We start from the raw sequence: 14,179 nt of genomic DNA, 5'->3' as shown, positions 1-14,179 counted from the left end.
TTTCTGCCCAAAGAACTACAAATCCAGTTAGCGTAATGCGTTAGGATAAGAAAAGCCCGAACAAAAATATGTATTTATGCTTCGGCTGAATTTTACCTACCTATTAAAATCAGTGAGTCCCTTGCTTTTGATTAGTTGGAATTATTCTCATTTAGATATTAATAATTTATGAAGGGTGGAATACAATGATTAATCCTGCATATGAGATTGAAAGATTACTCCTATTTGGGAAAAAGCACGGTATGATAGATAAACTTGATACCATAATTGCACGAAACCAGCTTTTGAATTTGCTGAAAATAGAAGAGCCGTACAGTGGTAATGTAGTTGAGGAGGATTTAGAGTATCCGACTGAGATATTGAGTTCACTTATAGAATATGCAGGGGATAAAGGCTTAATTAATAAGGAAATATATGCTTATTCTGAACTGTTTGATACTAAAATAATGGGTCTGATAATGCCAAGACAGGCTGAGATTATTAATAAATTTTATGGACTGGTTCAAACACAATCCATAAAGGCTGCAACAGATTACTTCTATGAACTTTGTTTAGCGTCAAATTATATAAGGACTGCTCAAATAGCCCAAAATATAAAATGGACAACCGACACGAAATACGGAAGCATTGAAATAACAATAAATCTGACTAAACCGGAAAAAGATTCAAAAACAATAGCAATGGAGAAACTACAACCTCAGAGCAATTACCCCAAATGTATGCTTTGTATTGACAATATAGGATATCCCGGCAGAATTAATTTTCCGGCAAGACAGACACACAGAATAATTCCTGTAACATTATGCGGAGAACAATGGTATTTTCAGTATTCGCCATATGTCTATTATAATGAGCATTGCATTATATTAAGTGAAAACCATGTGCCAATGGTTATTTCCAAAAAGACATTTAGCTGGCTTTTGGATTTTGTAAGGCAATTTCCTCATTACATATGCGGGTCAAATGCGGATTTGCCAATAGTAGGAGGCTCAATACTCAGCCACAATCACTTTCAGGGCGGAAACTATATATTTCCAATGCAGAAAGCGTCTGTTATAAAAAATTACAAATGTAATGAATACGATAAAATTAATATAGCTTTAGTCAAGTGGCCTCTGTCAGTTATCCGCGCCACCGGTGAGGATATTTCCCGGTTAACTGAATTCTGCGAATATGTTTTAAACATGTGGAGGGAGTATAGCGATGAAAGTGTTGAAATTCTTGCGTATTCATATTCTGAGAATGAAAAAATCACTCACAATACCATAACTCCTATATGTAGAATAAATGAAGACGGGAAATACGAGATGGATTTAGTGCTCAGAAATAACAGGACAACTGCGGAATATCCTGATGGAATATTTCATCCTCATAAAGAAATTCATCACATAAAGAAAGAGAACATTGGCTTGATTGAGGTTATGGGGTTGGCTATATTGCCTGGGAGGCTTAAATCAGAGATTGAACATATAAAACAAATACTTTGTGGCAAATCATATAATGTAGATATTTTTGAAAAGGAGCAGGAACTGTATAAGCATAAGGCCTGGATAGAAGAACTTCTTTCAAAATACGGAAATACATTAACCGAAGAATGTGCCGACGAACACATCAGATTGGAAATTGGAAGGAAGTTTGAAACTTGTCTGGAGCACACAGGGGTGTTTAAGCAAACAGACGAAGGGTTAAAGGCATTTGATAAATTCATGAAATCAATTGGCTGTACAAATATAAATTGAAGGAGCTTTGATTAATGCATAAAAATTATGACGATCTAAAGAAAAAGTTTTGTCAGATATACGGGGGGATTGAGGAGGATTTAAGGATATTTTCAGGGCACGGAAGAGTAAATCTCATCGGAGAACACATTGACTATTGCGGCGGATTTGTTTTCCCGGCAGCTTTGAACCTTGATTCTACCGTAGTTGCAAGAGTAAATAATGATAATACGCTTAGACTTGCAGCAACAGACCTACCGGACAGGGTAGAGGTGAAAATGGTTGAGTTGGAGAGTGCAAAAAATCTCAAATGGGGAAATTATCAGGCGGGAGTAGCTTATATACTCCAAAATGCAGGCTACAAGCTGGTTGGGGTAGATATGCTTTTTCATGACACTGTTCCGCTTGGTTCAGGACTTTCATCTTCCGCTGCAATAGAGTTGGCTACGGCTGTTACGTTAGTTACACTGGGCAATGAAGCATATGGAATAACAAAACCAATAGATATGGTAGAAATGGCTGTACTGGGACAAAAAGTTGAAAATGAATTTTGTGGGGTAAGCTGTGGAATAATGGATCAGTTTGCATCTGCAATGGGGAAAAAAGATCATGCTATTTTACTGGATTGCGGAACATTGAAATATCAATATTTACCGTTAAAGCTTGATGGTTACAAAATAGTTCTTGGAAATACAAAGAAAAAACGAGCACTTGGTGAATCAAAATACAATGAGAGAGTCAGAGAATGTGCAGAAGGCTTAAAAATATTACAACAGTATTTGCCAAACAAAAAGAATTTATGTGACATTACTATTTCTGAATTTGAGCAATATAAGTCAACGATTGAGAATGAGGTAATCAGAAAAAGAGTTACTCATGTTATCTGCGAAAATGACAGAGTTCTCAGGGCTGCAGAGGCGCTAAAGAAAAATGACTTGACAGAGTTGGGTGGACTTTTGGTAGAGGCAAATGCTTCAATCAGGGATTTGTATGAAGTCACAGGAAAGGAACTTGACACAATGACTGCCGAAGCTATGAAGGTTGAAGGAGTTATAGGTGCAAGAATGACAGGTGCCGGCTTTGGTGGATGTACGGTAAACATAGTTCCGGAGGATAAGGTTGATTTGTTTATTCAGCAAGTGGGCCATAATTACAAAGAGAAAACCGGTATAACTCCAGAGTTTTATGTCAGTGAAATAAGCGACGGTGCCAGAGAAATCAAGATTTAAAATAAAATTTTATCATTACAAAATAGAGACTTGGAGGGACAAGGATGGCAGTTTTAGTTACAGGTGGAGCAGGTTATATAGGAAGTCATACGGTTGCAGAGCTTCTGGATGCAAAAGAGGAGGTAATTGTTCTTGACAATTTAGAAAAAGGGCATAGGGAGGCCGTATTAGGCGGTAAATTTATTCAGGCTGACTTAAGAAATATTGATGAGATAAGAAAAGTATTAAAAGAAAATGACATTGAAGCTGTAATACACTTTGCGGCATATATTGAGGTAGGAGAAAGTGTTATAAATCCGCTAAAGTATTATAATAACAATGTTATTGCCTCATTGAATCTTTTAACCGCAATGCAGGAAGCCGGAGTAAACAAGATAGTATTTTCATCAACAGCAGCTACTTATGGCCTACCGGAGGGAATTCCCATAAAAGAGAGCGACAAGACAGCTCCAATCAATCCATATGGAGAAACAAAGTTAACTGTTGAAAAAATATTAAAATGGGCAGACAATGCTTACGGAATAAAGTATGCAGTACTCAGATATTTTAATGCCTGCGGTGCACATGTCAGTGGAAAAATCGGAGAGGCTCATTCTCCTGAATCACACCTGATACCAATAATATTGCAGGTTGCACAGGGCAAGAGAGATGAAATAAAGATATTCGGAAATGACTACAACACAAAGGACGGAACTTGTGTAAGAGACTATATTCATGTTTCAGACCTTTCACAAGCACATGTGCTTGCACTTGAAAATCTGAGAAATGGTGCAGAAAGTAACACCTTCAATCTTGGAAACGGAACTGGTTTCTCAAACAGAGAGGTAGTAGAGGTAGCCAGAGCAGTAACAGGAAAGACCATAAAAGCTGCCGATGCACCAAGAAGACCCGGAGACCCTGACATACTGGTTGCTTCAGCAGAAAAAGCAATAAATATTCTAGGTTGGAAACCCAAGTATAATGATTTGAATAAAATCGTTGAAACAGCATGGAATTGGCATTCTACACATCCAAATGGGTACAACGGATAACAATTATATGGAGAGAAAGGGGGGAATGAATTTTAATATGCTTCCTTTTAGGTAGACAAGTGAAATAATGTAGTTTTTAACTATTCTATTTTTCAACAACATTTGACAATTTAGACAACTAATATTAGAATTAGATGATTAATTAAAAGCTTTTATTAATTCACAAATGGGGGAATAATATTTATGCTCAAAAATGTAAAAATTACTTACAAAATTCTAATTCTATCTGTTGTTTTAATTGCATTTATACTTTTGATTGGTACAGTAGGATATTATTATGTTAATAATATACATGACACTATGATGAACATGTACCAAGAGGACTTTTTGCCATCAAATTGGCTATCTGAGGCAATCATCCAGACTAATGAAAATGAAACCTCATTATTATATGCAATCTTATATCGGGATATTGAAGCTGATTCGAACAAGTATATACAGGATATAGAAAATGGCTCAAAAGAAGTGGATTCGAATCTGGAAAAATATAAAAATACCAAACTGGATAAGTTCCAGAAGGATATCCTTGTTGAAGTTGAAAGCAATAAGAGTGCTTACAGGGAAGCAAGGAATAAAGTTATTGAGTCATTTAGAATGGGTAACCAGAAAGAAGCTTTAAAGCTTCTAAATGATAATATTAAGTTTTTACGAAATGAGCAAAAGGCCCTTAATAGCTTATCTGAATACAATTCCACACAAGCTGTGCAAAAGAACAAACAAAATGACACAGATTTTAATTCATCAATTCGTTCGCTGATAATGTTTGAATTACTGTCTCTATTATTTGGAATAGTTCTCTCCATTGTAATAGGAAGAGGAATAATTCGTCCAATTATCAAACTAAAGAAAGAACTCAAATTACTAGCTCAAGCAGGTGGAGACCTTACTAAGGAAATAGATATTAAGGGTAAGGATGAAGTGGGACAGCTTGCAGATTCAGTTAATGAATTTCTTGCTAATCTGAGAAATATTGTAAGTGGCATAATTAAAGAATCAACAGTTGTTGAAAACTCCATAGCCCTAGTAGGACAGAAAATGGAGGATTTAAATGCGTTTGTTGAAAATGTTTCATCTACTACCGAAGAGATTTCAGCCGGTATGGAGGAGACAGCTGCGGCAACGGAACAGGTAAATGCATCGTCACAGGAAATTGAATCCGCAATCGAGGCTATGAATGAAAAGGCTGAAAAGGGTTCATTGGAGGCAGAAGAGATTGGCAAACGTGCGATTACATTAAGAGACAGTTCAATATTATCTGAGAAAACATCAAATGACATTTATGAAGAAACAACAAAAAAATTAAAAACTGCATTAGTAAATTCAAAAGCAGTTCAGCAAATTACTGTCCTTTCTGGAACAATATTACAGATATCCGACCAGACCAATCTTCTTGCACTTAATGCGGCAATAGAAGCAGCAAGAGCCGGAGAAGCCGGAAAGGGATTTGCTGTTGTTGCAGACGAAATCAGAAAACTGGCTGAGGAATCAAAAACAGCAGTTAACGAAATAAAGAGGGTTACAAACGAAGTTGTTTCTGCAGTTGCAGACCTTGCCGATGGCTCCAGAACAGTTTTAGGTTTTCTGGATACAACAGTTAAGCCTGATTATTCGAATATGGTGAAAACAGGCGAATCCTATAATAACGATGCAGCGTTTGTTTATGAACTTGTTTCTGATTTTAGCGTAACATCACAAACGCTAACTGCTTCAGTAGAAGGAATAATCCGTGCTATTAATGATGTAACAAAAACCGTAAATGAGGGAGCAGCTGGAACACAAAGCATAGCGGAGCAGAATATAGAGATAGTTGAAATGGTAAGTAAGGTTAAGAATGAAATGGAAACCAGCAGTAGAAGTACTCAAAAGCTAAAAGAAATTGTTGGAAAGTTTACTGTATAGATTTTATGGATAGCAGATAAAACTTAATGAATAAATAGTAAATGATAAGAATTAAAGAAGGAGTATCGCTAGCTACTTTAACAGTAGTTTTGCGACACTCCTTTTGCCATTTTACCTCACAATATTGACAAACATAATAACGTAATTTACAATTAGTTAGAAACCTAACAATTATATATTAGAGGGAGGATTGATATGAACAATGATGTCCATATCGGTAAATTAGTCAGTATTTTTTATAAAAGAATTCATAGGAGAATAGGACGGGAAGTCAGACAGTATGGATTAACAAGTATTCAAAGTAGAATTCTTGGTTTTGTTTATAATGAGTCTGCTATAAGGGATATATTTCAAAAGGATATAGAAGAGGAGTTCGATATAAGACGTTCCTCTGTAACCAGTGTGCTTCAATTAATGGAGAAAAAAGGATACATTAAGAGAATAAGTGTTTCTGAGGATGCAAGGCTTAAAAAGATAATACTTACTCAGAATGGAATAGAAATTCAAAGTAAAATATATGACTCCATACTCAAATTTGAAAAGTCATTAGAAGTAGAATTGAATAGTGAGGAAAAGGAAATATTGGTCAGTTTAATCAATAGATTATCTGATAAAATAGCGGATTAATGCCAGTTAATAAAAAGGGATGAGAAACATGATTAAAAAACTATTAAGTTATGTAAAGGAATTTAAAAGAGATTCTATCGTCACACCGGTATATATAGCATTGGAAGTGGCCATGGAAATAGCTATTCCATTATTGATGGGATGGATTATTGATAATGGGGTAGAAAAAGGAAATATGAACTATGTACTTACTATCGGAGCAGTAATGGTAATAGTATCTATATTTTCTTTAACCTTTGGTGTTTTAGCAGGTAAATATGCTGCAAGGGCATCCTCAGGTTTTGCAAGAAACCTGAGAAAGGGAATGTATGATAAAATACAAAGCTATTCTTTTTCAAGTATAGATAAATTTTCAACAGCCGGGTTGGTAACCAGATTGACTACAGATGTTACAAATGTACAAAATGCTTATCAAATGGCGTTAAGAATGTTTGCAAGGCCTCCGCTAATGCTGATTTCAGCTCTGGTAATGAGCTTTTATCTTAATGCAAGGCTTGCTTTAATATTTGTTGGAGCAATAATTTTTCTCGGATTGGCATTATATTTTGTTATGACAAGTGCACATCCTCATTTTAAAAATGTGTTTAAAAAGTATGATGATTTAAATGCCAGCGTACAGGAAAACCTGACTGGAATTCGTGCTGTAAAGGCGTACGTAAGAGAAGGGTATGAAACAAATAAATTTTATAAAGCCTCTAAAAGCATATATGATAACTTTATAAAAGCTGAGAAGATTATTATATTTAACTCTCCTATAATGCAGTTTACAATGAACGCAAGCATATTACTTTTGTCTTGGCTTGGAGCAAAGCTGATTGTGGCGGGTTCTATGTCTACGGGAGAGCTTATGAGCTTCTTCACATATACAACAAACATTTTGATGAGTCTTATGATGTTATCTATGGTGCTTCTAATGACAATTATAGCAAAGTCTTCTGCGGATAGAATTGTAGAGGTACTTGATGAAAAGAGTGATTTATCCAACTGCGATAAACCAATCTATGAAGTAAGGGACGGTTCTATAAGTTTTAGTGATGTTGACTTCAGTTATAGTAAGAAGATGGACAACCTAATACTTGAAAACATCAATATAGAAATAAAGACAGGAGAGACTGTAGGAATTATAGGAGGAACAGGAAGCGGTAAATCAACTCTTGTTCAGCTTATTCCAAGATTATATGACGTAACACAAGGCTCAATAAAAGTCGGTGGTATTGATGTAAGAGATTATGATATAGAAACTCTTAGGAATGAAGTCTCTATGGTGTTGCAGAAAAACGTGTTGTTTTCCGGGACAATAAAAGAAAATTTAAGATGGGGAAATAAACAAGCAACTGATGAAGAATTAATTGCAGCCTGCAAGCAGGCTCATGCTGATGAATTTATACAAAACTTCCCTGAAAAATATGATACATATATTGAACAGGGCGGAACAAATGTATCCGGGGGACAAAAGCAAAGACTTTGTATTGCAAGAGCTTTGCTGAAAAAGCCTAAAATCTTGATTTTAGATGATTCCACAAGTGCTGTGGACACTAAAACCGATGCTCTTATAAGAAAAGCATTCAAAGAAAGTATTCCTGATACGACTAAACTCATAATTGCACAGCGTATATCTTCAGTTCAGGAGGCAGATAAAATCATTGTACTCAATGACGGTAAGATAGATGGAATTGGAACACATGAGGAACTTTTAAATTCAAATGATATATATACTGAAGTTTACGAATCTCAAGTGAAGGGGGCTGATAGTGATGGGGAAAGGTAATCCAAAAGGAAGGGGCATTGAGAATCCGATAAAAGTTTTAAAAAGATTACTATCTTATGTATTAAAGGAATATAAGTTTTTATTTGTCATTGTTGTAATATGTATATTTATCAGCTCACTTTCTAATGTTGCAGGTACATTATTTTTGAGAAATCTTATTGATGATTATATAACCCCACTGTTAAATAAAACCGGGGCTGATTTCGGGCCGCTGTTAAAAGCTATATTAACCATCGCCTCAATTTATCTTGTAGGAGTTTTGACTAATTACGTATTTAATCGAATTATGATTGTAATATCTCAAGGCTCTTTAAAAAAGATAAGAGATGATATGTTTGCCCATATGGAAACCCTGCCTATAAGTCACTTTGATACTCATTCTCATGGGGAGCTTATGAGTTTATATACAAACGATACTGATTCATTAAGGCAGATGATAAGCCAAAGTATACCACAGCTGTTGGCTTCAGTTATCACGATTGTAAGTGTATTCTTTTCAATGATTTTTTTAAGTATACCACTGACGATTGTACAAATGATAGCCATAAGTGTTATGTTTTACGTAATCAAGGTAATCGGCGGAAAGAGCGGTATGTTTTTCGGACTTCAACAAAGGGACATAGGTAAACTTAATGGCTATGTTGAAGAAATGATGGAAGGTCAAAAGGTTGTAAAGGTATTTTGTCATGAGGAAGAAGCAAAACTTAATTTTGATAAATTGAATGAAAGACTTTGTGATAGTGCAAATAATGCTAATAAATTTGCAAATATTTTAATGCCTATACTTGGAAATATCGGAAACATAACTTACGTACTGATTTCCATTGTTGGTGCAATATTGGTAATTTCGGGCTTCGGTGGTTTTACCGTGGGAGCGCTGGCATCCTTTCTTCAATTAACCAGAAGCTTTAGTCAGACTACAGGCCAGGCTTCTCAGCAGTTTAATTTTATTGTAATGGCGTTAGCCGGGGCTGACCGTATCTTTAAGCTTCTTGATGAAAAACCGGAGGTAGATCAGGGGTATGTGTCTTTGGTTAATGTAAATGAAAATGAACACGGAGAACTGTCAGAATCAGTAGAACGTACCGGGATATGGGCTTGGAGACATCCTCATAGTGATGGTACTGTTACCTATACAAAGCTTTTGGGTGAAGTAGTCTTTGATGACGTGGATTTTGGTTATAGAGAAGATAAAATTATACTGCACAACATAAGTCTTTATGCAAAGCCGGGACAAAAGGTAGCTTTTGTAGGTGCTACCGGAGCGGGAAAAACAACTATTACAAATTTGATTAACAGATTCTACGACATTCAAGACGGTAAAATACGATATGACGGTATTAATATTAACAAAATCAAAAAGAACGATTTAAGAAGTTCGTTAGGAATAGTTCTTCAGGATGCTCACCTTTTTACGGGAACAGTTGCAGACAACATAAGATATGGAAAATTAAATGCAACGGACGAAGAGGTTATTGCGGCAGCAAAGCTTGCAAATGCTCATCAGTTTATAAAGCATTTACCTAATGGATATGGAACAATCATTACCGGAGACGGAGGTAACCTGTCTCAAGGCCAAAGGCAGCTGCTGACGATTGCAAGAGCTGCTATTGCGGACCCGCCGGTTTTGATTCTTGATGAAGCAACTTCCAGTATTGATACAAGGACGGAGGCTATTGTTCAAGAGGGAATGGACAGGCTTATGAGAGGAAGAACAGTATTTGTAATTGCACATAGACTTTCTACTGTTAAAAATTCTGATGTGATTATGGTATTAGAACAAGGTCAGATTATTGAAAGGGGAAGTCATAACGATTTGATTGAGCAAAAGGGAAAATATTACCAATTATACACAGGGGCCTTTGAACTGTCATAATTAATGATGAAATAAAAAACACAAATTTGTCAAGGTCGGATTTTTTTCGTTATATATAACCTTGATGGATTTGTGTTTTATTCTCCAATATACTCAAACCTTCTGAAAGTGAAACCATCCCTTTCAATTATTTCGTTCCACATTGCAGCAGGTCTGACCCATATTCCTAAATCCCCGTAAAGAGCCTGGTAAACAACCATTTCCTCCAACGTTTCACTATGCCTGGCTGTATAAAGCACTCTGTATTCATTCCCTTTGAAGTGTCTGTATCTTCCAATCTTTATTCTATTCATGAATGTCCTCCAGTAACTTAATAAAAGGTTTTTCAAAACACCATCGTAGCTACCTCGTAATCTTTCGTAACTAACTTTTTAAAATTTCCTCATGGTTTTCATCAAAGAATGTAAGGTTATTCTCCAATAAAAATAAAATACGACTTATGGGACAGATGCTTAAACAGGCACCTGTCCCATAAATTAAATATGATACTTTCGCGGTACTATCCTATCCGATAGCATCGGAGCCTTCTTCTCCTGTCCTGATACGATAACATTCTTCGATGGGAAGTACAAAAATTTTACCGTCCCCGATGTTTCCGCTTCTAGCAGTTTCCATTATGGCATCTACGGTAGGTTTAACATAGTCGTCATTTACGCAGATTTCAAATCTGATTTTGTTCAAAAGATTTACTTCCGTAACTGTTCCGCGGTAGCTTTCGGTGTATCCCATCTGTTGCCCGCAGCCTTTTACATGGCTTACTGTCATTTTTGCTACCTTTGCATTAAACAGTGCCTGCTTTACATCTTCAAAGGCCTCCGGCCTTACAATTGCAACTATCATCTTCATAAGAATACCCTCCCTTTATGTATTATCGGTATAAATGAATACTAATATTACTGTATGTACCCATTATATAAAAATATTAACTTTTAAAGGAAATTTTAAATTAATTAGGAATATTTGATTTTAAGCGGATATTTGACGAAATTTTGCGAATTCCGCAGGATATATGATATAATTTTTCTAACAAATTAGTTTTTGAGCCGTTTTGGCTCAGGGGAGGTAAAATGTCTAAGAAACTACTTATGGGTAACGAGGCCATAGCCCTTGGTGCTATAAGAGCAGGGGTAAATATTGTAACAGGGTACCCCGGAACCCCTTCTACAGAGGTACTTGAAACAGTAGCCCGTAATAATCCCGGTGATATATATGTTGAATGGTCTGTAAATGAAAAATCTGCCATGGAAGTGGCTGCAGGAGCGGCATATTCCGGTGCCAGAACCATGGTAACCATGAAGCAGGTGGGATTGAATGTTGCATCTGACCCGCTTATGAGTCTGGCATATATTGGAGTAAAGGGCGGTATGGTAGTACTGGTTGCTGATGACCCGGGGCCTTTTTCATCCCAGACTGAGCAGGATACAAGGCATTTTGCAAGATATTCAAATCTTCCTGTACTTGACCCATCATCGCCTGAAGAAGCATATGAAATGATACAATATGCTTTTGAATTGTCAGAAATGGTGGAGCTTCCTGTATTTTTGAGACCTACTACAAGGGTATGTCATTCCTGTGCAACTATAGATATAGATGAAAAAAGACTTTACCACAAGGTTGAAGGGTTCGTGAAAGACCCGAGGTGGGTTATATTTCCAAGCCTTGCTTACAAGAAGCATATTCATATCGAATTACTTCAACATAAGCTCAGTGACATTTTTTCAGGCATAAGTTTTAACAAGGTCGAAGGAAAAGATGTAAAACTTGGTGTTGCTGCGTCGGGAGTTGCATATTCATATGTGGTCGAGGCCCTGGAAAAATTAAATGCCAATGTAAAGCTGTTTAAAGTGGGAACTCCTTACCCCTTGCCAAAAGAAATGGCAGAAGTTTTCCTTAATGGTCTTGATGAAGTTCTTGTGTTCGAAGAGCTTGACCCAGTTGTTGAAGAGGAAATAACCATGCTTTGTGCATCAAAACAGCTGGATACAAGGATACTTGGTAAAAAGACCGGGCATCTGCCGTTTGCAGGAGAGTATACCTTTGAATTGGTCTGCGAGGCACTTGCAAAATATCTCAATATTGAAACAGAAAAAATTGAAAATACGACAACTCCTGAACTTCCTGTACGGCAGCCAGTACTTTGTGCAGGATGTCCCCACAGAGCTTCCTTCTATGCTGTCAAAATGGCGATGAAAGGCCAAAAGGCAGTATTTACAGGTGATATAGGTTGTTATACTCTTGGAAATGCAAAGCCGTTGGATATGGTAGATACCTGCCTTTGCATGGGTGCTGGAATTACTGTGGCACAAGGAATTAAAAGAGCTCAGCCGGAAGCAAAGCACATAGCATTTATTGGTGATTCCACATTTTTCCACACAGGAATACCGGGCATTATAAATGCAGTTTATAATAATACCGATATTACAGTGGTCATATTGGATAACAGTACTACCGCTATGACAGGCCATCAGCCGCACCCCGGAACAGGAAAAACAATGATGAACAACATATCTGAAAAAATAGATATCTACGGAATGGTGAAGGCCTGCGGTGTCGGACACATTGTTAAGGGAGATCCACTTGATTTTAGCAGTGCTGTAGAAATAATCAAAAAAGCGGCAGAATACAAAGGCCCTTCAGTAGTAATCTTTGAAGCTCCTTGTATTGCTCTTTTCAAGCCGCCTGTAAAATACACCGTTAAAAAGAACTGTAAAAATTGCAAAAAATGTATTACTGACATTGGCTGTCCTGCCATATCGTTTATTGACGGCAAAGTCAGTATAGAACCGTCCCTTTGCTACGGCTGCGGGCTATGTACAAATGTATGTCCGTTTAATGCCATAGGAGGTGAAGAAAATGAGTAAATTTGATATATTGATATCCGGTGTCGGAGGACAGGGAACAGTGCTTGCTTCAAGGCTTATAGCCGCGGCAGCTATAAATCAGGGCTGTTTTGCAAGAACTGCTGAAACTATAGGAATGTCTCAAAGAGGCGGATGTGTTGTCAGTCATGTACGTATAGACAGCGAAAAATCCGGCTCTGTAATCCCATTGGGGGGAGCCGATATGATTATAGCATTCGAGCTTGCAGAAGCCGCACGAAGTATTCCGAGACTTTCAAAAAAAGGATGTTGTATAGTAAATACACAGGTAATAAAGCCTGTGTCGGCGTCTCTTGGAAACTCTCACTATGATAATGAAGAAATAATCAAATATATAAAAGACAATTCACATGATGTCTATTTTGTAGACGGGTATTCTTTGGCGGAAAAGGCAGGTAATGTAAAAGCTGTAAATGTAGTTTTGCTGGGAGCTGCCACAGCTGTAGGTAAAATGCCCTTTACAAGAGAAATAATCCTTGATGCCATTATTGAGAATGTTCCCCGAAAATTCAGAGAGCTGAACCAGAAGGCCTTTGAAATGGGATATGCAGCAACTGTTGAGTTAATACAAAAAGCCTGAAAACCACATAACATAAATCACACAATTAAACGTACAATTACAGGGGGAAAAACCATGAGCACAAATAAACTTGGCAAGCAGAAACACATAGCGTTAATAGCACATGATAACAGAAAAGAAGACTTGATTAGCTGGGCAAAAATCAAGTCAGACATACTTTGCAGGCATTTTTTATGCGGAACGGGAACAACAGCAAAAATGATTACCGAAAACACAGGATTGCCGGTTAAGAAGTTTAAAAGCGGGCCTCTTGGAGGCGACCAGCAGATAGGCGCATGCATTGCCAATGGTGAAGTGGACTTTATGATATTCTTCTGGGATCCACTTACTTCACAGCCACATGATCCTGATGTAAAGGCACTGCTCAGAATAGCCGTTTTGTATGATATTCCGGTTGCTATGAATCAGTCAACTGCTGATTTTCTCCTGACTTCAAACCTGATGGAAGACGACTATGAAAGGAATGTGGTGGATTACTACAGCCGCTTAAGGAAGGAGCATTTCGGAGGTCTCTGATTTTATCAAAATCCATAGACAATAAATGCAAAAATCTGTATAATAAAGAAAAAATA

Annotated in this window: 12 protein-coding genes; 10 read left to right on the top strand and 2 right to left on the bottom strand. The window is 37.0% G+C overall.

The annotated features are described in order from the left end of the window. Positions 1 to 185 precede the first annotated feature (185 nt). The 7 genes from L323_RS37325 (at position 186) to L323_RS37300 (ending at position 10,148) form a co-directional block, all read left to right on the top strand. The gene (locus L323_RS37325) at positions 186 to 1,739 is read left to right on the top strand and encodes a UDP-glucose--hexose-1-phosphate uridylyltransferase (protein ID WP_020816786.1); all 1,554 of its coding nucleotides are present in this window, start codon (positions 186 to 188) and stop codon (positions 1,737 to 1,739) included. Positions 1,740 to 1,753: 14 nt separating this feature from the next. Then, positions 1,754 to 2,947 (top strand): galactokinase, encoded by a 1,194-nt coding sequence (locus L323_RS37320; protein ID WP_020816785.1) that lies wholly within the window; start codon positions 1,754 to 1,756, stop codon positions 2,945 to 2,947. Positions 2,948 to 2,991: 44 nt separating this feature from the next. Then, positions 2,992 to 3,978 (top strand): UDP-glucose 4-epimerase GalE, encoded by a 987-nt coding sequence (gene galE, locus L323_RS37315; protein WP_020816784.1) that lies wholly within the window; start codon positions 2,992 to 2,994, stop codon positions 3,976 to 3,978. A gap of 183 nt (positions 3,979 to 4,161) precedes the next feature. Further along, a complete protein-coding gene (locus L323_RS37310; protein WP_020816783.1) occupies positions 4,162 to 5,877 on the top strand; it encodes a methyl-accepting chemotaxis protein in 1,716 nt (571 codons plus the stop codon). Between the two features lie 195 nt (positions 5,878 to 6,072). Further along, positions 6,073 to 6,504: a MarR family winged helix-turn-helix transcriptional regulator gene (locus L323_RS37305; RefSeq protein WP_020816782.1), complete on the top strand. Its 432-nt coding sequence runs from the start codon at positions 6,073 to 6,075 to the stop codon at positions 6,502 to 6,504. Between the two features lie 28 nt (positions 6,505 to 6,532). Continuing rightward, positions 6,533 to 8,272 (top strand): ABC transporter ATP-binding protein, encoded by a 1,740-nt coding sequence (locus L323_RS0121135; RefSeq protein WP_031342446.1) that lies wholly within the window; start codon positions 6,533 to 6,535, stop codon positions 8,270 to 8,272. Beyond that, on the top strand, positions 8,259 to 10,148 hold the full coding sequence (locus L323_RS37300) for an ABC transporter ATP-binding protein (protein ID WP_020816781.1): 1,890 nt from the start codon (positions 8,259 to 8,261) through the stop codon (positions 10,146 to 10,148). Before L323_RS0121135 ends, L323_RS37300 begins: the two co-directional genes overlap by 14 nt. Before the next feature lie 77 nt (positions 10,149 to 10,225). Here L323_RS37300 and L323_RS37295 read toward each other — a convergent pair whose 3' ends face one another. Next, the gene (locus tag L323_RS37295; RefSeq protein ID WP_020816780.1) at positions 10,226 to 10,441 is read right to left on the bottom strand and encodes a DUF1653 domain-containing protein; all 216 of its coding nucleotides are present in this window, start codon (positions 10,439 to 10,441) and stop codon (positions 10,226 to 10,228) included. 211 nt (positions 10,442 to 10,652) lie between these two features. Continuing rightward, positions 10,653 to 10,994 (bottom strand): P-II family nitrogen regulator, encoded by a 342-nt coding sequence (locus L323_RS37290; protein ID WP_020816779.1) that lies wholly within the window; start codon positions 10,992 to 10,994, stop codon positions 10,653 to 10,655. A gap of 221 nt (positions 10,995 to 11,215) precedes the next feature. On the opposite strand from L323_RS37290, the gene iorA reads away from it, so the two are divergent. From iorA to L323_RS37275, 3 genes are read left to right on the top strand one after another with little or no spacing between them, the layout of a single operon-like run. After that, positions 11,216 to 13,009 carry an indolepyruvate ferredoxin oxidoreductase subunit alpha gene (gene iorA, locus L323_RS37285; protein ID WP_020816778.1) on the top strand — a complete coding sequence of 598 codons (1,794 nt, stop codon included), beginning with the start codon at positions 11,216 to 11,218 and terminating at the stop codon, positions 13,007 to 13,009. Then, on the top strand, positions 13,002 to 13,607 hold the full coding sequence (locus tag L323_RS37280; RefSeq protein ID WP_020816777.1) for an indolepyruvate oxidoreductase subunit beta: 606 nt from the start codon (positions 13,002 to 13,004) through the stop codon (positions 13,605 to 13,607). The genes iorA and L323_RS37280 overlap by 8 nt, the downstream gene beginning before the upstream one ends. Positions 13,608 to 13,661: 54 nt before the next feature. Beyond that, the gene (locus L323_RS37275) at positions 13,662 to 14,123 is read left to right on the top strand and encodes a methylglyoxal synthase (protein ID WP_020816776.1); all 462 of its coding nucleotides are present in this window, start codon (positions 13,662 to 13,664) and stop codon (positions 14,121 to 14,123) included. The last annotated feature ends 56 nt before the right edge of the window (positions 14,124 to 14,179 follow it).

The organism is Ruminiclostridium papyrosolvens C7 (genome assembly GCF_000421965.1).
Classification (GTDB): domain Bacteria; phylum Bacillota; class Clostridia; order Acetivibrionales; family DSM-1351; genus Ruminiclostridium; species Ruminiclostridium papyrosolvens_A.
This window is presented reverse-complemented; position numbering and strand designations above follow the sequence as displayed.

Excerpts from the sequence above, each read along its gene's own strand:
- L323_RS37325 (WP_020816786.1), top strand. The coding sequence starts at position 186 with ATGATTAATCCTGCATATGAGATTGAAAGATTACTCCTATTTGGGAAA.
- L323_RS37320 (WP_020816785.1), top strand. The coding sequence starts at position 1,754 with ATGCATAAAAATTATGACGATCTAAAGAAAAAGTTTTGTCAGATATAC.
- galE (WP_020816784.1), top strand. The coding sequence starts at position 2,992 with ATGGCAGTTTTAGTTACAGGTGGAGCAGGTTATATAGGAAGTCATACG.
- L323_RS37310 (WP_020816783.1), top strand. The coding sequence starts at position 4,162 with ATGCTCAAAAATGTAAAAATTACTTACAAAATTCTAATTCTATCTGTT.
- L323_RS37305 (WP_020816782.1), top strand. The coding sequence starts at position 6,073 with ATGAACAATGATGTCCATATCGGTAAATTAGTCAGTATTTTTTATAAA.
- L323_RS0121135 (WP_031342446.1), top strand. The coding sequence starts at position 6,533 with ATGATTAAAAAACTATTAAGTTATGTAAAGGAATTTAAAAGAGATTCT.
- L323_RS37300 (WP_020816781.1), top strand. The coding sequence starts at position 8,259 with ATGGGGAAAGGTAATCCAAAAGGAAGGGGCATTGAGAATCCGATAAAA.
- L323_RS37295 (WP_020816780.1), bottom strand. The coding sequence starts at position 10,441 with ATGAATAGAATAAAGATTGGAAGATACAGACACTTCAAAGGGAATGAA.
- L323_RS37290 (WP_020816779.1), bottom strand. The coding sequence starts at position 10,994 with ATGAAGATGATAGTTGCAATTGTAAGGCCGGAGGCCTTTGAAGATGTA.
- iorA (WP_020816778.1), top strand. The coding sequence starts at position 11,216 with ATGTCTAAGAAACTACTTATGGGTAACGAGGCCATAGCCCTTGGTGCT.
- L323_RS37280 (WP_020816777.1), top strand. The coding sequence starts at position 13,002 with ATGAGTAAATTTGATATATTGATATCCGGTGTCGGAGGACAGGGAACA.
- L323_RS37275 (WP_020816776.1), top strand. The coding sequence starts at position 13,662 with ATGAGCACAAATAAACTTGGCAAGCAGAAACACATAGCGTTAATAGCA.